Source organism: Aeromonas sp. 84A, from assembly GCF_051919345.1.
In the GTDB taxonomy this organism is placed as follows: Bacteria; Pseudomonadota; Gammaproteobacteria; order Enterobacterales; family Aeromonadaceae; genus Aeromonas; species Aeromonas veronii.
Genome location: NZ_JBQBEW010000001.1, coordinates 2,305,992 through 2,326,153, shown reverse-complemented (window position 1 = coordinate 2,326,153; position 20,162 = coordinate 2,305,992). Strand labels below are relative to the sequence as shown.

General features: G+C 59.2%; 14 protein-coding genes and 1 pseudogene. 4 read left to right on the top strand and 11 right to left on the bottom strand.

The window, feature by feature from the left end; genetic code table 11:
• Window positions 1-152: 152 nt before the first annotated feature.
• The 3 genes from ACTG20_RS10615 to ACTG20_RS10605 are packed head-to-tail and all read left to right on the top strand — an operon-like array spanning window position 153 to window position 4,262.
• A complete protein-coding gene (locus tag ACTG20_RS10615) occupies window positions 153-1,283 on the top strand; it encodes an FIST signal transduction protein (RefSeq protein ID WP_194496076.1) in 1,131 nt (376 codons plus the stop codon).
• Window positions 1,280-2,710 carry an HD domain-containing phosphohydrolase gene (locus ACTG20_RS10610; protein ID WP_194496075.1) on the top strand — a complete coding sequence of 477 codons (1,431 nt, stop codon included), beginning with the start codon at window positions 1,280-1,282 and terminating at the stop codon, window positions 2,708-2,710. Before ACTG20_RS10615 ends, ACTG20_RS10610 begins: the two co-directional genes overlap by 4 nt.
• A gap of 16 nt (window positions 2,711-2,726) precedes the next feature.
• Window positions 2,727-4,262 carry an HD domain-containing phosphohydrolase gene (locus tag ACTG20_RS10605; RefSeq protein ID WP_234915343.1) on the top strand — a complete coding sequence of 512 codons (1,536 nt, stop codon included), beginning with the start codon at window positions 2,727-2,729 and terminating at the stop codon, window positions 4,260-4,262.
• A 64-nt stretch (window positions 4,263-4,326) separates the two neighbouring features.
• Here ACTG20_RS10605 and purL read toward each other — a convergent pair whose 3' ends face one another.
• A complete protein-coding gene (gene purL / locus ACTG20_RS10600; RefSeq protein ID WP_194496074.1) occupies window positions 4,327-8,250 on the bottom strand; it encodes a phosphoribosylformylglycinamidine synthase in 3,924 nt (1,307 codons plus the stop codon).
• Window positions 8,251-8,399: 149 nt separating this feature from the next.
• Between purL and mltF the strand changes: the two genes are divergently transcribed.
• Window positions 8,400-9,884, top strand: a complete 1,485-nt coding sequence (gene mltF / locus ACTG20_RS10595) for a membrane-bound lytic murein transglycosylase MltF (protein ID WP_005344877.1) — start codon at window positions 8,400-8,402, stop codon at window positions 9,882-9,884.
• A 373-nt stretch (window positions 9,885-10,257) separates the two neighbouring features.
• On the opposite strand, the gene ACTG20_RS10590 is transcribed toward mltF, so the two are convergent.
• The 10 genes and pseudogenes from ACTG20_RS10590 to ndk form a co-directional block, all read right to left on the bottom strand.
• On the bottom strand, window positions 10,258-10,482 hold the full coding sequence (locus ACTG20_RS10590; RefSeq protein ID WP_139734364.1) for a zinc ribbon domain-containing protein: 225 nt from the start codon (window positions 10,480-10,482) through the stop codon (window positions 10,258-10,260).
• 123 nt (window positions 10,483-10,605) lie between these two features.
• Window positions 10,606-12,102: a ribosome biogenesis GTPase Der gene (gene der, locus ACTG20_RS10585; RefSeq protein ID WP_439987628.1), complete on the bottom strand. Its 1,497-nt coding sequence runs from the start codon at window positions 12,100-12,102 to the stop codon at window positions 10,606-10,608.
• 74 nt (window positions 12,103-12,176) lie between these two features.
• Window positions 12,177-13,361 carry an outer membrane protein assembly factor BamB gene (gene bamB / locus ACTG20_RS10580; protein WP_005333796.1) on the bottom strand — a complete coding sequence of 395 codons (1,185 nt, stop codon included), beginning with the start codon at window positions 13,359-13,361 and terminating at the stop codon, window positions 12,177-12,179.
• Window positions 13,354-13,916, bottom strand: a pseudogene (locus ACTG20_RS10575) (tetratricopeptide repeat protein). Before ACTG20_RS10575 ends, bamB begins: the two are co-directional and overlap by 8 nt.
• 90 nt (window positions 13,917-14,006) lie before the next feature.
• A complete protein-coding gene (gene hisS / locus ACTG20_RS10570) occupies window positions 14,007-15,284 on the bottom strand; it encodes a histidine--tRNA ligase (RefSeq protein WP_005351051.1) in 1,278 nt (425 codons plus the stop codon).
• 138 nt (window positions 15,285-15,422) lie between these two features.
• Window positions 15,423-16,538: a flavodoxin-dependent (E)-4-hydroxy-3-methylbut-2-enyl-diphosphate synthase gene (ispG, locus tag ACTG20_RS10565; RefSeq protein ID WP_005333801.1), complete on the bottom strand. Its 1,116-nt coding sequence runs from the start codon at window positions 16,536-16,538 to the stop codon at window positions 15,423-15,425.
• A gap of 10 nt (window positions 16,539-16,548) precedes the next feature.
• Window positions 16,549-17,517 (bottom strand): cytoskeleton protein RodZ, encoded by a 969-nt coding sequence (gene rodZ / locus ACTG20_RS10560; RefSeq protein WP_194496072.1) that lies wholly within the window; start codon window positions 17,515-17,517, stop codon window positions 16,549-16,551.
• A complete protein-coding gene (gene tapF / locus ACTG20_RS10555) occupies window positions 17,507-18,298 on the bottom strand; it encodes a PilW family type IVa pilus biogenesis/stability lipoprotein TapF (RefSeq protein WP_085943024.1) in 792 nt (263 codons plus the stop codon). The genes rodZ and tapF overlap by 11 nt, the downstream gene beginning before the upstream one ends.
• A gap of 11 nt (window positions 18,299-18,309) precedes the next feature.
• Window positions 18,310-19,413 carry a bifunctional tRNA (adenosine(37)-C2)-methyltransferase TrmG/ribosomal RNA large subunit methyltransferase RlmN gene (locus ACTG20_RS10550; RefSeq protein WP_005344856.1) on the bottom strand — a complete coding sequence of 368 codons (1,104 nt, stop codon included), beginning with the start codon at window positions 19,411-19,413 and terminating at the stop codon, window positions 18,310-18,312.
• A gap of 167 nt (window positions 19,414-19,580) precedes the next feature.
• Entirely contained in the window at window positions 19,581-20,009 is a 429-nt protein-coding gene (gene ndk, locus ACTG20_RS10545) for a nucleoside-diphosphate kinase (RefSeq protein WP_005333805.1), read from the bottom strand.
• Between the last annotated feature and the right edge of the window lie 153 nt (window positions 20,010-20,162).

Genomic DNA, 20,162 nt, shown 5'->3' with positions numbered 1-20,162 from the left:
GTTTTTTATTGCCACCTAACCGGATACATCCTGCCACGACTCAAATTTGTCTCTCTTTAGAAAGGCTTATACTGACACATCAAATATTGATGGGTATTCACCCAGCCCCCTTGCTGATATATTGATGACTGGCAGGAATGGAGTTCCGAGCGATGATGCAGCCTACTTTTTATCAATTTGATGCGCATCCACTGACCGACACACTGCTTCCCTACCGAGGAGGACGACTCGATGTGTTGCTGGCCGAGCGGGATGCTGCACGTGTTGCCGAACTGCAGCAGCAGTGCCAACGCCTCGATATACAGCTTTGCGGGGCCATCTTTCCAAGCCTGGTCAGCCAGCATGGTTTCCACGAACAGGGGGCTTGGCTATTGCCCCGCCCGGCATCCCATAACCCCCTGCTGATCCCACTCTCCTCTACCGCGAGCGCCGATGAGCTGGCCACCATCATCTGCGAGCAGCTGGTCCCTCGGATCTCCCAATGGCCGGATCAACAGAAAGTCCCAACCCTCTTTCTCACTTTCGACGCCATGATCCCCAATATTGCCTCCATTCTGGAAGGGATCTATCTGCGACTGGCGGACAGGGTCAACTATGCCGGCGTCAATGCTGGCAGCGGCCAGTTCACGGCCATGCCCTGCCTCTTCGACAACCAGATATTGCTGGATCACGGGGTCAGTTGTGTACTGCTTCCCCACCAAAGTTACTCCCTGCTCGAGCACGGCTACCAGCTCACTGCTCAACCCATGCTTGCCACCAGCAGCGAGGGCAACAAGATCTCCTTTATCGACTGGGAACCCGCCTTCAGCCGCTATCAATCCCTGATACGGCAGCAATTCCAGCAGAACCTCACCCCGGAGCAGTTCTACCAGTACGGCGTCCACTTGCCGCTCGGGTTGCTCAGAGCCAATGGCGATGTAATCGTGCGGATCCCGGTCGCCGTCACCGAAGAGGGAGCCCTGCTCTGCGTGGGAGAAGTGCCAGATTACAGTATTCTCACTCTGCTCAAGGCGCCGCAAAGTCCGACCGCCAATGCCATCGAGCTGGCCGAGAAACTCAGCCAGTATGGTGTGCCTGAACGCATCGAGATCTACTACTGCGCCGGACGTCAGCAGCACTTCGGTACGCAAAGTGCGCTTGAACTGGAAACCCTCTTCACCCAAAGCGGAGCCCATGAGCTGGTCGGCGCGCTCTCCCTTGGTGAAATAGGCAGCCTGCGGCCTGGAGACTATCCGCTGTTTCACAATGGCGCCATTCTCTGCAACGGGGAGGGACGACGATGAACAATGACCACGCCATGACCGTCGTATGCGATCTCGCCCTCTGCATTGGTCGGGAGGTTACACTCGATGCCCTACTCACCAAGGTGTTGCAACGCTTTATGTTTCACTGCGCCACTCCGGTTGGTGTGGTATTGCAGCAACAACGGGAGGGATACAAGCTGCTCAAGGTGATCGGCGACGAGCAGCTGCGCCAGCACACCGGCACCACCCTGCCACTGCCAGGGTGGGTCAGCGAGGAGGAGCACTGCCTGCTGCAACAGACGCTCCCCCTGCCGGGCAGCCGCCCCTACCAATTTGCCTATCGGCTCAAGGTTGAAGGGGGTTATCTCATCTTGCTGCTCGCCCCCCAGCCACATCAGCAGATCGTACCGGTCTGCCATCTGTTCAGCCCGGTGCTCGGCAACCTGGCCCGCGCCATTTCCCTCTGCAAAGACAGCGAGCAGCTCGCCAGGCGCCAGCAGGCCGAACTGCTCGACATGCAGCGCCTCAACGAGTCCCTGCTCAAGGCCATCCCCATCCCTGTATTCTACAAGGATGTTGAAGGGCGCTTTATCAGTTGCAACCCGGCCTTTACTCAAGTGACCGGGATCAGCAAAACCGATCTAGAGGGGAAGCGAGTAGACGAAATCCTGCCGCCAGAGATGGCGGACGAATATACCCAACGTGACATGGAGGTGCTGCGTAGCAGGCAACCGCAATATTTCGAGCATACGCTGTTTGATCGCAGCGGCCACCGCTACCAGGTGCTGAACTTCAAGGATCTCTTCTATGACCATCAGGGCGAGGTGGCAGGTATCATCGGCGTCCTAGTCGACATCACTCATATCAAGGAGAGCGAACAACGCCAGCGCACCCTGCTGTTTCAGACCATAGCGGCCCTCTCCTCCGCGATTGCCCACAAAGATCCGGTCACGGCAGGACACGAACGGCGCGTGCATGATCTCGCGCTGGCCATCGGTCAACAGCTGCAACTGCCGCAAGAGCAGCTGGATGGATTGGGTCTTGCGGCCATGGTGCATAACATCGGCCTGCTGCAGATCCCGGCGGAGATCCTCACTCGCCCACGGGAACTGAGGCCAGTTGAGTTCGAACTTATCAAACAGCATCCGGATACTGGCCGCAAGATCCTGCAACAGATTGACTTCCCCTGGCCCATCACCACCATAGTGATGCAGCACCATGAGAATCTCGATGGTAGCGGCTACCCGCAGGGGCTACAGGGAGATGCGATCTCGCTGGAGGCGAGGATTATACGGGTCGCCGACTCCCTGGCCGCCATGACGGCCCACCGGCCGTTCCGGCGTGCCCTCCCCCTCACCGATGCGTTCGCCGAACTGACGCGCTACGCCGGTGTGCATTACGACAAACAGGTGGTCGATGCCTGTTTCGCCGTCTGGCAAGCGGGCTACCGCTTTACTACCACCTGACTCTGGTTGCACCAAGATGATGTTAAAAAATCTACCGCCATCCATTCAGCCACCGGGCGTCAACTCTCACCCCACCGCAGCCCTGCTCCATCAGGTGATGGAACAGCTACCCTATCGCGTCCTGTTGAAAGATACCCGTTCACACTTCATCGCCTGCAACCGTCTGCTGGCCGACGATCTGGCCCTCACTCCGGCCGAACTGGTTGGCAAGTGCGATGCCGATTTTTTCCCGACCGAGCTGGCCCAACGCTATCGGGATGACGATCTCCAGGTCATGGCCAGCGGCACAACCCGGCATCACGAAGAACCCTATCTGAAAGGGGGTGAAGACCGCTGGCTCAGTACCACCAAGTTTCCCCTGTACGATGAGCTGGGCAAGGTGATCGGCGTCGGTGTCTTCTTCGAAGATATCACCGACCAGAAGCAGCAGCAGGAGCGTCTCCAGCAATATACCTGGACGCTTGAAGCCATTACCCGCGCCCACCATGCCATGCTCAAGCAGGGGGACGAGCAGACACTACTGCAGGAGATCTGCGATGCCATCACCTTCGATGGGCGCTTTCCTCTGGTGATCATGCTGCAGGCCGCAGATCAGGACAGTATGCAGATCCTGGCGCAGGCAGGTCAGGCTATCTGGTTTGCCAGCGATGACTGGCTCACCCGGGATGTGGCCCTGATCCGGGCCATCAGTTCAGGCGAGATGCTTAACGAAGCACTCGGCATCGAACTGGTTCACCACTCCGCCACCCTGAGGGGCCGGCTGCTGCTGCCATTACCGTGGCAAGCAACAGTGCCAGGTGGCCTGCTTATTCACAGCACGCAGGCCAGAGCCTTCACCGATGAGGAAGTACACCTCTTCAACGGACTGGCTGACTACCTGACCTATGGCCTGCAAGCTCGTCGTACCCAGCAAGCCTATCTCGCCGCTCAGCGAGAAAAAGCCATGCATGCCCGTCAATTGGAGCTGGCCCTGGAGGATGCGCTGGGAGCCATCGCAGCCGTGCTGGAACAACGCGATCCCTACACTGCAGGTCACCAGAAGCACGTCGCTACTCTGGCGTTGGCCATCGGTCGGGAACTGGGGCTGGGTGACAAACAGTTACGTGGTCTTTATCTGGGCGCCATGGTGCACGATATCGGTAAAATCCAGGTGCCTGTCGAGATCCTGACCAAACCGGGCAAGCTGACCCCCCAGGAGTTCAATCTGGTCAAGGAGCACCCGACGGCAGGCTATCTGGTGCTCAAGGATATCGACTTCCCCTGGCCCATCGCCCGGATGATCCACCAGCACCACGAGTATCTCGATGGCTCCGGCTATCCGCTGGGACTCAAGGGGGATGAGATCCTGCTGGAGGCCCGCATCCTCACCGTCGCCGATATCGTCGAATCCATGTCCTCGGATCGCCCCTATCGCGCCGCCCTCGGCATTCCCCAGGCCAGGGAGCAGATCATCCAGATGCGCGGCCATCAGCTCGATGCGGATGTGGTGGATGCCTGTCTACGGATCCTCGACCGGGGAGACTTTATCCCCCAACCGCTCGGCAAGCCGTAACGACACGGATAAAAAAACCGGCCAATTGGCCGGTTTCTGTTTTTATGCGCTGGTGCTGTCTCTATTAACCCAGACGAACCCGGGCGTTGCGGAATATCCGCATCCAGGCGCCGTCCTCGCCCCAGTTGTCGGGGTGCCAGGAGTTGGCCACGGTGCGGAACACCCGCTCCGGGTGCGGCATCATGATGGTGGCGCGCCCATCGGTGGTGGTCACGGCGGTGATACCATCCGGCGAGCCGTTGGGGTTGGCCGGGTACTGCTCGGTCACGCTGCCGCGGTTATCGACAAAGCGCAGCCCTACCAGACCGCTCTGCTGCAGTGCGTTCAGGTGAGCGGCATCACGCACCTCGACACGCCCTTCCCCGTGGGAAACGGCAATCGGCATCACCGAGCCTGCCATGCCGCCGAAGAAGGCCGACGGGGACTCCTGCACCTCAACCAGACTGAAGCGGGCCTCGAAGCGCTCGGAGCGGTTGCGCACAAAGCGCGGCCAGAGATCGGCACCCGGGATGAGTTCTCGCAGGTTGGACATCATCTGGCAACCGTTGCACACGCCCAGCGACAAGGTATCGCCGCGCTCGAAGAAGCGCTGGAACTGCTCGCGGGCGTTGTCGTTGAACAGGATGGACTTTGCCCAGCCTTCCCCCGCCCCCAGCACGTCACCGTAGGAGAAACCGCCACAGGCCACCAGGGTCTGGAACTCCTCCAGCTTGATGCGACCGGAGAGAATGTCGCTCATATGGACATCGACCGCCGCGAAACCGGCACGATCGAACGCCGCCGCCATCTCCACATGGGAGTTGACCCCCTGCTCGCGCAGCACCGCCAGACGGGGGGAGACCCCGCGGGCAATGTAAGGGGCTGCCACATCCTCGGACGGGTTGTAAGTCAGCTTGGCATGCAGACCCGGATCGGTGGCGTCCTGACGGGCCGCGTGCTCACTGTCGGCGCACGCCGGGTTGTCGCGCAGGCGCTGCATCTGCCAACTGGTCTCGCCCCAGATGGTGCGAAGGGCAGTGCGGCTGGCGCGATAGACCTCCTGACCGCCCCGCTGCAAGGTGATGAGATCCCCCTCGCGCACGGTGCCGAGCACATGGGAGCAGGCTGCCAGACCGTGACCGGCCAGCAGGGTCATCACCGTCTCTTTGTCTTCACGACGCACCTGAATGACGGCGCCCAGCTCTTCGTTGAACAGCGCCGGCAGCAGCTCGCCGCCGATGCGATCGAGCTGGATGTCGAGACCGCAGTGACCGGCGAAGGCCATCTCCACCAGAGTGACAAACAGGCCGCCGTCGGAGCGGTCGTGATAGGCGATCAGCTTGCGATCGGCCACCAGCGCCTGAATAGCGTTAAAGAAGCCCTTGAGCTGTACCGGATTGTCGAGATCCGGCGCCTTGTCACCCAGCTGGCGGTAGACCTGCGCCAGCGCAGAGGCACCGAGGCGCTGCTTGCCATTGCCAAGGTCGATGAGGATAAGGTCGGTCTCACCGAGGTCGGTACGCAGCTGCGGAGTAACCGTGTTGCGCACATCCTCGACCCGGGCAAACGCCGAGATGAGCAGGGAGAGCGGCGAGGTGACGCTGTGCTCCTTGCCATCCTGCTGCCAGCGGGTCTTCATGGACATGGAGTCCTTGCCCACCGGGATGGTGATGCCAAGGGCCGGGCAGAGCTCCTCGCCCACCGCTTTGACCGCCTCATAGAGACCTGCATCTTCCCCCGGATGGCCGGCGGCGGCCATCCAGTTGGCGGAGAGCTTGACCCGCTTGAGCGAGCCGATGTGAGCCGGTGCCAGGTTGGTGAGTGCTTCCGCTACCGCCATGCGGGCAGAGGCGGCGTGGGAGAGCAGCGCCACCGGGGTGCGCTCGCCCATCGACATGGCTTCGCCGTGGTAGCTGTCGTAGGTGGCGGCAGTGACGGCGCAATCGGCAACCGGGATCTGCCAGGGGCCAACCATCTGGTCGCGGTTGACCAAGCCGGTCACGCTGCGATCGCCGATGGTTATAAGGAAGGACTTCTCCGCCACAGTGGGCAGACGCAGCACCCGCTCGGCAGCTTCGCCCAGGGTGATGCCATCGAGTTGGAGCGTTTTGCCTTGCGCAGGCAGGGTCACCACATCGCGATGCATCTTGGGGGTCTTGCCCAGCAACACATCCAGCGGCAGGTCGATGGGGTGGTTGTCAAAATGCTGATCAGAGAGCGTCAGGTGCTTCTCTTCGGTGGCAGTACCGATGACGGCATAGGGTGCGCGCTCACGCTCGCACAGCGCCTTGAACAGCGGCAGCTTCTCCCTGGCCACCGCCAGCACGTAACGCTCCTGGGATTCGTTGCACCAGACCTCCAGCGGGCTCATGCCCGGCTCGTCGTTCGGGATGGCTCGCAGGTCGAAGCGACCGCCGCGATCGCCGTCGCTCACCAGCTCCGGCATGGCGTTGGAGAGACCGCCCGCCCCCACGTCGTGGATGAAGACGATGGGGTTGTCGTCCCCCAGCTGCCAGCAGCGGTCGATCACCTCCTGACACCGGCGCTCCATCTCTGGGTTATCACGCTGCACCGAGGCAAAATCGAGATCTTCGGCCGACTGGCCGGAAGCCATGGAGGAAGCCGCACCGCCGCCCAGACCGATGTTCATCGCCGGGCCACCCAGCACGATGAGGGCAGCCCCTACCGGGATCTCCCCTTTCTGGACATGCTCGGTGCGGATATTGCCGATGCCGCCCGCCAGCATGATGGGTTTATGGTAGCCACGCACCTCGACGCCATTGTGGCTCGGCACCTCCTCTTCGAAGGTACGGAAGTAACCGAGAATGGCCGGACGGCCGAACTCGTTGTTGAAGGCGGCGCCGCCAAGCGGCCCCTCCTGCATGATGTCAAACGCGCTGACGATGCGGCTCGGCTTGCCAAAATCCTGCTCCCAGGGCTGCTCGAAGCCGGGGATGCGCAGGTTGGAGACGGAGAAACCGACCAGACCCGCCTTGGGCTTGGCTCCACGACCGGTGGCACCCTCGTCGCGGATCTCGCCGCCGGAGCCGGTGGCCGCGCCCGGGAACGGGGAGATCGCGGTCGGGTGGTTGTGGGTCTCCACCTTCATCAGGATGTCAACCTGTTCCTGGTGATACTGGTATTCGCCGTTGGCCGGGCTCGGGAAGAAGCGGCCCCCCTGGCTCCCTTCCATCACGGCGGCGTTGTCTTTATAGGCAGAGAGGACATGATCCGGCGTCTGCTCGAAGGTGTTCTTGATCATCTTGAACAGCGACTTGGGCTGCTGTTCGCCATCGATGGTCCAGTCGGCATTGAAGATCTTGTGACGGCAGTGCTCGGAGTTCGCCTGGGCGAACATGTAGAGCTCGATGTCGTTGGGGTTGCGACCCAACTTGGTGAAGTTCTCCACCAGATAGTCGATTTCGTCGTCGGCCAGCGCCAGACCGAGCGCCACGTTGGCTTCGGCCAGGGCTGCGCGACCACCGCCCAGCACATCCACCTGGGTGAAGGGGCGCGGCTCGTGGTGAGCAAACAGGGCGGCAGCCTCGCTCATCTCGGCAAACACCACTTCCATCATCCGATCATGGAGCACGGCGGCAATGGCGCTGCGCTGGGCGGCACTCAGCTCACCCTGCCCCTTGATGGTCAGGTAATAGGCAATACCACGCTCCAACCGCTTGACCTGTTTCAGGCCGCAGTTGTGGGCGATGTCGGTTGCTTTGGAAGACCAGGGGGAGATAGTGCCGGGGCGGGGGGTAACAAGAAACAGCTGACCGCTGGGGGTGTGTTCGGGGATAGTCGGGCCGTAGCGCAAGAGCTGGCCCAAGGTCGCTCGCTCGGGGGGAGAGAGGGGGCTTGTCAGCTCGGCAAAGTGCACATACTCGGCATAGACATCCTCTATCTCTACTCCGCTCTCTACTCCACTCTCGTTTCTCATCTGTGCGAAGCGTTGCAGCAGTTTTTGGACACGAAAATCAGACAGTGCTGGGGCACCACGCAAGATATCCATATGACCTTTCTCACCAAGTTTTAAAGTGGGGGGGAATTGAGACGCGCGTATTATAGGGATCTGGCTCACAGCGGACAAACGTTTTTCTCACTTCGTGCAGTGTGACTCTGCGCACACTCTCTGGTATAAAGGTGCCTCTTTTTTGACAAATGCCGATTTTTTCAACAAAGGTACTCACCTACTTGCGCTGCATTTTTCGACTGTTTATCGGGCTGTTGTTGACGCTGACACTGGTTGGCTGCGACTTCTATAGCCCCTCCAGCCAGCTGGAGCAGATCCGCCAGCGAGGCGAGATCCGGGTTGGCACTATCTATGGTCCCACCTCCTATTACCAGCGTGACGACCTCGCCCAGGGGTTCGATTACGAGCTGGCGCAAAATTATGCCGACTGGTTGGGGGTGAAACTCACCATCATCCCGGTCGACACCACTGACCAACTGGTCACCCTGCTGAAAAAGGGCAAACTCGATCTGGCGGCTGCCGCCATCATGGTCACCCCCGAACGGCGCGAGCTGTTTCGCTTCGGCCCGGGCTTCTATCAGGTCTCTCCCAAACTGGTCTACCGCAACGGCAAACCCAAGCCGGCCTCATTGAACGATATCAAGGGCAAGCTGGTGGTGGCCGCCGGCTCCACCGGTGAAGATCTGCTCAAAGAGATGAGCAAAGAGAATCCGAAACTAGCCTGGAGCACCAGCGACAACGCCGATGTGGAGGAGCTGCTCAAGCAGGTGGTGGATGGCAAGATTGACTACACGGTGGTGCAGGATACCGTGCTGGCCCGTACCCAGCGCTACTACCCGGAGCTCACCGAGGGGCTGACCCTGGCCCAGAAGCAGACCGTTGCCTGGGCCATGAGCAAGCTGCCCGATGACAGCCTCTATGCCAGCGTGATCGACTTCTTCGGTCAGCGCTTTATGGATGGTGCCATCGCCAAGCTGGACGAGAAGTACTTCGGCCACGTGCAGAACTTCGACTTTGTCGATACCCGTACCTTCCTCAAGCGCGCCAAGAGCCTGCTGCCCAAGTACCAGCCGCTGTTCCAGACTCACGCCAAGAATATCGACTGGCGTCTGCTCGCCGCCATCAGCTATCAGGAGTCCCACTGGGACCCGCAGGCCCGCTCTTACACCGGCGTGCGCGGCATGATGATGCTGACCGAGCCCACCGCCAAGGCGATGGGAGTCAACGACCGGCTTCATCCGGAAGAGAGCATCAAAGGTGGCTCCCTCTATCTGCAACAGATGATGGAGAAGGTGCCGGATTCGGTGCCCGATGACGAGAAGGTGTGGTTTGCCCTCACCGCCTACAACATAGGTTACGGCCACATGATGGACGCCCGCCGCCTGACCAAAGAGCTCGGCAAGAATCCTGACGCCTGGAGCGACGTGAAAGAGGTGCTGCCGCTGCTACAACAAGCGCGCTGGCACCGCAAGGTACGTTACGGCTATGCCCGTGGCAGCGAGGCGCGCAACTATGTCAACAACGTGCGCCAGTATTACCAGAGTCTGCTCTGGCTCGACAACGAGCAGCAGAAGGCACATCAACGGGAGAGTCTCGACAACGACAGCGAGCCCGAGCTGGCCGAGCGCCCCACCGCCATCGCCGAAGTGGTCAATCAGATCACCATGCGCTAACCAGCCATTATTCGGCTGTTTTCACGCAAACTTCTCTGTTACCATCGATTCACATCGGAGCCTATCCGAAATCGCATTGTTTTCATTATGTTGAGAGATTAAATAACAGCAATTTCGGATGGGCTCCATCAATGACCCAAGGCCGGGATGGCCAACTGAGTTGGGAGGAGACCAAGATGCAAAAACGTAGAAAAATCAGTCTGGTCAGAAAAGCGAAGTGCAGCTGGAGCCCCAGACGCAAACTCAAGCTTAATGACATCAAGCGCAACCTGTGGCGCAGAAATCGATCCTATACCCTGCTTATTGCAGAGCACACAGCATAAACCCGGCATTCGCCGGGTTTTTTTATCTTCTTTCTCACCTGAATACTGTCTTACACCAGCGCCGCCTTGAACTGTACCGACCGCTTGGAGATCAGCGAGTTGCAGTGGTTGCAGAAGTAATCCACTGCGCCGCACGCCTTGAGACGCTCCAGCTCCTGTTGGCAGGTCGGGCAGATGGCCGTGACGCGGACATTGGCCTGACACTGGCCACAGGTTTGCTCCTTGCTGCGGGTATCCAGTTCAGCCTGGCATGATGGACAAAGCAGGACTTCCATAATCAACTCCTCGAAAGTGGATCTGCCATGGTCTTGTTCCATGGCAGATCCCCCTCCCCCTATTCCTCACCTTAACATGGCGAGGATAACAAAGCGGCTGCCGGTGAGGGCAGCCGCAAGGACTTATTTCTTCTTCATTTTCAGCAGGCGTTTGCGCTGACGTTCCTGACTCAGGGTCATGGTGTTCTTCTTGCCTTCAAACGGGTTGACCGACTCCTGGAACTCGACCCGGATCGGCGAGCCCATGATCTTGAGGGACTTGCGGAAGTAGTTGATCAGATACCGCTTGTAGGAGTCCGGCAAGTCGTTCAGCTGGTTGCCGTGGATCACGATGCGCGGCGGGTTGTAGCCACCGGCGTGGGCATACTTGAGCTTGACGCGGCGACCGTTGACCATCGGCGGCTGGTGATCTTCCTGTGCCATCTGCATGATGCGGGTCAGCATGGCCGTGCTGGTACGACGGGTGGCGGACAGGTAAGCCTCCTGAATGGATTCAAACAGATGGCCGACACCGCTGCCGTGCAGGGCGGAGATGAAGTGAACGCGAGCGAAATCGATGAAGCCCAAGCGACGATCCAGCTCGTTCTTCACATCCTCTTTCACCTTCTGATCCAGACCATCCCACTTGTTCACCACCAGCACCACGGAGCGACCGGCGTGGAGCACATAGCCAAGGATGCTCAAGTCCTGATCGGTGATGGTCTCCTGGGCGTCGATCACCAGCAGACAAACGTTGGCATCTTCGATAGCTTTCAGGGTCTTGATAACGGAGAACTTCTCCACCGTCTCGTGCACCTTGCCACGACGACGCACACCGGCGGTGTCGATGACCACATACTTCTGCTCGTCACGCTCCATCGGAATGTAAACGGAGTCACGGGTGGTGCCGGGCATGTCATAGACGATGACCCGATCTTCACCCAGCATACGGTTGGTCAGGGTAGATTTACCGACGTTGGGACGACCAACGATGGCGAACTTGATGGGCAGGTCGGCGAACGGGGTCTCCTTGGTGTCCTCTTTGGTATCGAGTTCACCGGCAGCCACCATGCGCAGCAGGGCTTCTTCGTCGAAGTCCTCCTCTTCCTCATCCTGCGCATCATCATCGGTAGCGGAGTCGACCAGGGTCTCCAGATGGGGAGCCAGGGCCAGTTCCAGCAGGCTCAGCACACCACGACCGTGGGCGGCCGCGATCTGGTAGACCTCGCCCAGCGCCAGACCGTAGAACTCGGAGACCGCGGAATCACCGTCGATACCGTCGGTCTTGTTGGCCACCAGAAATACCTTCTTGTGGGCCTTGCGCAAGTGCTCGGCGATGGCTTGATCCGCCGCGGTCAGACCAGCACGGGCATCCACCATGAACAGCACGACGTCCGCTTCTTCGATGGCCAGCAGGGATTGCTCGGCCATCTTCAGCTCGATCCCCTCTTCGGTGCCATCGATACCACCGGTATCGACCACGATAAATTCCAGCTCGCCCAACTTCGCCTGACCGTATTTACGGTCCCGGGTCAGACCGGGAAAATCGGCAACCAGGGCATCCCGAGTACGGGTCAAGCGGTTAAACAGGGTGGATTTCCCCACGTTGGGGCGGCCCACCAGGGCTACTACAGGAGTCATAAAAGCCTCATTCTCAAGACGACAAAGGCTCCGGGTCCGAAGACCAGGAGCCGGATATTCACATTATCGGACGATCAAGGACGCTTGAGGGCGTACAACTTGCCGTCACGGCTCTGCACATACAGGGTCTCGCCATCCACCAGCGGGGCGGCGTAGAGACCACTGCTATCGAGCTGCTGCATAGCCTTGATGGTACCGTCGGTACGATCAAGCCAATACAGGTATCCTTCCACATCACCCACCACCACATAGTCACCGAAGATGACAGGTGCAGTGACGGTACGATTTTCCAGCTGGGTGTTGGACCACAGCTCCAGACCGTTGCGACGGTCGATGGCAAACAGGTGGCTGCGGCTGTCGGTCAGCACGATGGCATTACCGGTCATCGCCAGATCGCGATAGCCGGAATACTTGCGCTTCCACACTTCATCACCGGTCATCAGTTTGCGCGCCATCAGCTGACCGTTGTAGGCGATGGCATAGAGCTCATCACCGGCAATCAGCGGGCTGGCATCGACGTCAACCATGCGGTCCAGCTCGGTGGCACCGCGCGGATCAGCCACCTTGGACTGGCGCACAGGCTGGCCGTTGCTCAGCAGGGCGATGCCCACCTTGCCATCGGCACGACCGTAAATCACGGCGCCGTTGGTGATCACCGGAGCACCGGCACTGCGCAGGGTCAGCGGCGGCTGCTCTTCGGAGAGCGACCACTGCATCTTGCCTTCATCAGTGTCGAGGGCGATCAGGCGACCGGAGGTGGTCAACACCACCACGCGGCCATCTTCCACCGCGGGGCTTGCCACCACTTCGCCGGGCACATTGGTCTGCCACAGCACTTCACCGTTCTCTTCGTTCAGGGCGTAGACCACCCCGTTCTCGGAGCCGAGGAACAGCTTGCCGTAACGGGAGACCAGACCACCGGAGAGGCGGGCGCTGCGCTTGTCGGCGTTGACCGGCAGGTCGGCCAGATCGACAGTCCAGAGGCGATCGCCACTGGCACGGTCAAAGGCGCTGACATCGCCGTCACGGGCCGCCGCGTAGATGCGATCCTCTTCCACCACCGGCTTGAGCTGGGAGTAGAAGTCACCGATACCATCACCCACAGTAGATGACCATGCGGTGTCGGCAGTGAAGGCAGATTCAACCTTGGGCAGCGGCGCCATCGGGTTGAGATCCTCTTCGGAACTGAACAGGGAGCAACCCTGCAGAGCGAAGGAGACCGCAGCCCCCAGCGCCACCATCTTGAATAGATTACGCATCCGGTGCCTCACCAGTCGCAACGGCCGGCAGGGCCAGATCGTCCATTTTCAGCTTGAGCTCGGCGCTACCCTGCAGGCCGCCGGCATCCGCCGCCGCCTGATAGGCATCACGAGCCTCTTCGGTCTTGCCCTGCTTTTGCAGCACATCACCACGGGCTTCGGCTACCTGCGCCTTGAAGGCCTCATTCTGGATGGTCGCCAGCTTGGCCAGTGCTTCATCTGTCTTGCCCTGATCATTCAGCACACGGGCCAGACGCAGCGCCGCGATGGGACGAATGCTCTCGTCACCCGTGGTCGCCACTAGCTCCAGCTGCTCGGCAGCCAGATCCAGCTTGCCCGCCTTGACGGCAGCGGCAGCCAGTTGCAACGCGGCCAGTTCACCGTAGGAGCACCCTTGTTGGCGGTGACAAACTGCTGTGCCTGCTCGAAACCGGCGGCATCGCCCTTGGCCAGCTGCTCAATCACCTGGTTGTAAGAGTGGGAGGAGGCCTCCATGGTCTCTTGCTGGTGCTGGTTGTAATAGCGCCAGCCGAACAGACCGACCAGACCGATCACGGTCCCGGCAATCACCGAGGTTCCGTTCTCTTTCCACCACTCCTTGATAACCTCAACCTGTTGTTCTTCGGTGGTATAGACTTCCACAGCTTACTCTCCTTTGGCTGCCAGCAGGGCAATGGCGGCGTCAACCTTGACGGTCTGTTGCTCGGCCTGACCACGCAGATATTTGATAGTGATCTCCCCGTTTTGCACCTCGGTTTCACCAAGGATCAGGGCGATTGCCGCGCCGCTCTTGTCGGCACGTTTGAGTTGTTTCTTGAAGTTGCCACCACCGCAGTGGCTCATTAGGCGCAGGTCCGGCAGGGCATCGCGCAGACGCTCGGCCAGCTGGAAGCCAGCCTGTTCGGTCCCCTCGCCCACCATCGCCAGATAGACATCCACCGCCGGGCGGATATCGGCGTTGAGCTCGAGAGTCTCCAGCATCAGCACCAGACGCTCCATGCCCATGGCAAAGCCCACGGCCGGGGTCGGTTGACCGCCCAGCTGCTCTACCAGACCATCGTAGCGACCACCGGCACAGACGGTGCCCTGGGCACCCAGACTGCTGGTGACCCACTCGAACACGGTCAGGTTGTAGTAGTCAAGACCACGCACCAGACGCTCGTTCACTTCGTATTTGATACCGGCAGACTCGAGCAGGCGCTTGAGCCCCTCGAAGTGGGCCAGGCTCTCTTCGCCCAGATGGTCGAACAGACGCGGGGCACCCGCCAAAATGGCCTGCACCTTTTCATCCTTAGAGTCGAGCACCCGCAGCGGGTTACTGTACATGCGGCGCTGGCTCTCTTCGTCCAGCTGCTCCTTGTACTGCTCCAGATAGGCCACCAGCGCATCGCGGTAAGCGGCACGCTCGGCGCTCTGACCCAGGGTGTTGAGCTGCAGGGTGACATGCTCGCTGATGCCAAACAGACGCCACAGACGGTGGGTCAGCATGATCAGCTCAGCGTCAATGTCCGGCCCGTTGATGCCAAACAGCTCGACACCGAACTGGTGGAACTGGCGATAACGGCCCTTCTGGGGACGCTCGTGACGGAACATGGGGCCCATGTACCACATCCGGCGTTCCTGGTTGTAGAGCAGACCGTGTTCGATACCGGCACGGACGCAGCTGGCGGTCCCTTCCGGACGCAGGCTCAGGCTGTCGCCGTTGCGATCTTCAAAGGTGTACATCTCTTTTTCGACCACGTCGGTCACTTCACCGATGGCGCGCTTGAACAGATGAGTCTGCTCGACAATCGGCATGCGCACTTCGCTGTAGCCATAGCTGGCAACGACCTGGCGCAGGATCTGTTCAACCTTCTGCCATACCGGGCTCTGCTCCGGCAGGCAATCATTCATACCGCGAATAGCTTGGATCTGTTTTGCCACGTTGATACTCGAGAAAAAGAGGTAAAATTTGGCCGCATTATAGGGATTTTCCCCCCCAAGGTAAAATCAGGGAATCCGGATGCGGGATTTAAAATCAGTCACCTGGAAAAAGGGCCACCCAATGTGGCCCTGTTTCGCTCACTCCTTGTCCATCGGGATCCGGTTGGCGGGATCCAGCATGGCGGCGCGGGCGCGAATGCGGCGCTCCAAAGTTGGAATGAGATCCTTGTTGTCGAGCCGATCGACCCGCTGGCCCCCTTCATAGAAGGCACTCTTGTTGGCGGCCCCCGCCAGACCAAGGTCGGAGACCAGCGCTTCACCCGGCCCATTCACCACACAGCCGATGATGGAAACATCCATCGGGGTGATGATGTCTTCGAGCCGCTCTTCCAGTGCGTTGACGGTGGCGATCACATCGAACTCCTGCCGTGAGCAGGATGGGCAAGCGATAAAGTTGATGCCACGGGAGCGAATACGCAGGGATTTGAGGATATCGAAACCGACCTTCACTTCCTCCACCGGATCCGCCGCCAGCGAGATACGCAAGGTATCGCCGATGCCGTCGGTGAGTAGCATACCCAGACCGATGGCAGACTTCACCGCGCCGGCACGAAAACCGCCCGCTTCGGTGATGCCAAGGTGCAGCGGCTGCTCGATCTGCTTGGCCAGCAGGCGATAGGCACCGACTGCCAGGAACACATCGGAGGCCTTGACGCTCACCTTGAAGTCTTGGAAATCGAGACGATCGAGATAGTCCACGTGACGCATGGCGGACTCCACCAGCGCCTCTGGGGTCGGCTCGCCGTACTTCTCCTGGATATCTTTCTCCAGCGACCCGCCATTGACCCCGATACGGATCGGGATATTGAGGTCGCGTGCACAATCGACCACCGAGCGCACCCGCTGCTCGTTGCCGATGTTGCCCGGATTGATACGCAGACAGTCGGCACCATACTCGGCCACTTTCAGGGCGATACGATAGTCGAAGTGGATATCGGCAACGATGGGGATGCGGGTCTGCTGTTTGATCAGCCGGAAGGCTTCCGCCGCTTCCATGGTGGGCACGGAGACACGGACGATATCGGCACCGACCCGCTCGATCCGCTGGATCTGCTCGATGGTGGCGGCGACATCTGTGGTCTTGGTGTTGGTCATGGTCTGCACGGTAATGGGGGCATCGCCCCCAACCGGTACATTACCAACCATGATCTGTCTGGATTTACGACGAATGATGGGTGATTCGTGAGAAGACATGGGAAACAGATTACTCCTGCGGCAGTGAGAAGCGGGCTGTACGACCGTTGTTGTAACGGCTCATATCAAACGACTGCCCCTTGTAGTCAAGCTTGACGGCCATGGGCGCGCCAATGATTAACTTCAGGGGCTCGGCGCCTTCCAGCACCAGCTCGTCGTTGGCCTTCTTCAGACCACTGAACAGGGTCTTGCCGTTGGCATCCTTCACATCCAGCCAGCAATCGGCGGTGAAGCTCATCTTCAGTTGCGGCGCCGTCGCCGGATCAACGACAGCCTCTTCAGATTCGGAGCCATTGGCGCCGGATACCGCAGCATCGGTCGCAGTGCCGACAGCCGCACTGACATCGGTCGGGGCAACAGCCGCAGAAGCAGGCGCCAGGGTAGCCGTCGCATCGGAGACCACCGCAGGGGCAGCTACATCAGTGACGGCCGGTACGATGGTCGCGCCTTCCACCGGAGCGGTGTTGATCGCATCGGGCGGCGTGATGGCAGGTTCAGCCGGAGTCGAACTGGTTGCACTCATCTCGGTAGCTGCCAGCGCTTCATCACCGGCTGAACGACGGGAAGTACTCTGCCACCACCAGGCGACCGAGAGCGCAATCAACACCAGGATCACCAGCCAGGTCACCACCTTGAGCCGACTGTCGTTAGCTTGCTGGCGGGAGCGACGGGAGAAGCTCTGCATGTCGATATTGTCGGGAGGAGTAAGACCCAGCTTGTCGTAAGCAGCCAGAATGGTCTCGTCGGGGATCCCGACCAGCTTGGCATAGGTACGCAGATAGCCCCGAATAAAGGTATGGGAGGTGTGCTTGTCGTAAGTATCCGATTCGATAGCGGCGATCAGGGTCAGACGAAGGTGAATGCGGGACGCAACCTGTTCTCGTGTCCAGCCAAGCTGTTCACGGGCGTTGCGCAGCAATTGGCCTGGGCCTACTGCCTGGGAGTCGTCTTGGAAATCGTGTTGCTGTTCAATAGTCATTGGCTAAATAACGCTTGGCTTGTTGCGAAGTGGGATATTGCCTTACCAGCTCAGTCCCGAATTGGTGAAGTAATGCCGGCTTGTCCATCGCCTGTGCCAGCCGAAGTCTCAACCAGAGACTCTCCTCGTTCTCGTCTGACACATCGGCAAAACGGGCGAGGTAGGACTGCACATCAGGCAGCTTGCCATCTTTCATGGAAAGCTCGGCCAAGTCCAGCAATAACCCTGGATTGCGGGGATTATACCCCAAGGCCAGGCGATAGTACTCGCCTGCTTTATCATTTCTGCGATTTTGCAGCGCACAAAGTGCCGCATTTTCATAGGTATCGGCAATTTTTACGTAACCTGGCTGAATAACAGCCTGGTTGAACGCCTGATCTGCCTCGGCATACCTGCCGCGATCACAGAGGAAGGCACCATAGTTGTTCATTGCGTCAGCATTGGACGGATCCATGGCAAGGGCGTTCTTGTAATGGGTCTCGGCTGCCTTGAAATCTCCTACCTTCTGGTAAAAGTAGGCAAAACCGATCTGGATCTGGGGGTTGGAGGGGTCATACTGGAGGGCGCGGTCAAGATTGAACTTGGCCTGCTCGGCATTGCCCTGACGCAGGTACTGGATACCCAGGTCGAGGCGGGTTTGGGCAGCCGCCTTGAGGTCAGGCCCCACTTCACGCTGGGTCGAGTTCTGGCCAGCGTAAGTGGTCTCGGTCACACAGCCTGGCAGCGCGCAGAGCGCTGCCACTACGATCAATGTACGTGTATCCATTCCCTGTCTATACAATGGCTTAGCATTTAAACCATTTTGACGGAAATCCCATCCTGTTGCATCCGATTTTTGATAGTTCGCTTGGTACGGTCAATCACGTCCCCCACCAGCTGACCACAGGCAGCATCGATGTCATCACCACGGGTCTTGCGGACAATCACGGTGAAACCGTACTCCATCAACACCTTGGAGAAGCGATCGATACGGCTGTTGCTCGGCTTGCCATAAGGGTTGCCCGGGAAGGGGTTGAACGGGATCAGGTTGATCTTGCTCGGAGTGTCCTTGAGCACCTTGGCCAGCTCGTGAGCATGCTGCATATCGTCATTGATATGATCGAGCAGCACATACTCGACGGTCACCCGACCACCGTTGGCATTGGATTTGGCCAGGTAACGACGGACACCGGCGAGGAACTCCTCGATGTTGTACTTGTCGTTGATCGGCATGATCTCTGAACGCAACTTGTCGTTCGGGGCGTGCAGGGAGATAGCCAGCGCCACGTCGATCTGGTCGCCCAGCTTGTCCAGCGCAGGTACCACGCCAGAGGTGGAGATGGTCACCCGGCGCTTGGAGATACCAAAGCCGTAGTCATCCATCATCAGACGCATGGCGGGTACCACGTTGGCGAGGTTGAGCAGCGGCTCGCCCATCCCCATCATCACCACGTTGGTGATGGGACGCTTGCCACCGACCACGCGGGCCGCACGCCACACCTGACCGATGATCTCGGAGACTTTCAGGTTGCGGTTGAAGCCTTGTTGGGCGGTAGAGCAGAACTTGCACTCCAGCGCACAGCCAACTTGAGAGGAGACGCAGAGGGTCGCGCGGTCATCTTCCGGGATGTAGACGGTTTCGACCTCCTGATCGCCCACCTGCAAGGCCCACTTGATGGTGCCATCGGCAGAGCGCTGCTCGCGGCTGATCTCGGGCGCCTTGATCTCGGCTATCGCCTTGAGGCGCTCTTTGAGCACCTTGTTGACGTTGGTCATCTGATCGAAATCATCACACCCAAAGTGATAGATCCACTTCATGACCTGATCTGCCCGGAATGGCTTCTCGCCCAGTTCGACGAAAAAGGCACGCATGGCATCCCGATCAAGATCCAGCAGGTTGATTTTTGTTTCGCTCATCAATGGCCTCAGTTCAAACACTTCATCAATTATTGGCTGACGACGTCAGGGGGCGGCATTGTACAAATAATGGGTCTGGCTTTCCACCTGGAGAATAGAGGGATATTGCGTAAACGGCGAAAACAACAAAGGGAGCCTAGGCTCCCTTGGGTCATCATCCACAAAAATCAGCCGCGCGGGCAGATCTCGTTGTCAGAGAAGAAGTAGGCAATTTCGCGGGCAGCAGATGCAGGTGCATCGGAGCCATGCACTGCGTTGCGATCGATGCTCTCGGCATAACAGGCACGCAAGGTACCAGCCAGCGCCTCTTTCGGATTGGTAGCACCCATGATCTCGCGATTGCGACGGATGGCGTCTTCCCCTTCCAGCACCTGCACCATGACAGGGCCAGAGGTCATGAAGCTGACCAGATTGTCATAAAAAGGCTTGCCCTGATGCTCGGCATAGAAACCGGCAGCCTGTTCACTGCTCATGTGCAGCATTTTGGATGCCACCACTTTCAAGCCTGCGCTTTCGAAACGGCTATAGATGGCACCGATCAGGTTCTTGCTGACAGCATCCGGTTTAACGATAGAGAAGGTACGTTCGATGGCCATTGATATCTTTCCTTAACTACAGAGTTTTATTGTTAGAATCCATGTTCGCTGGCGATTATACGTAAACAAAAACCGGAAAAACACACAAACAAGCAACTTTTTATTAAACATCACTCCCTTGCAATCAACATCCACACTCATCTTGACCGAGCA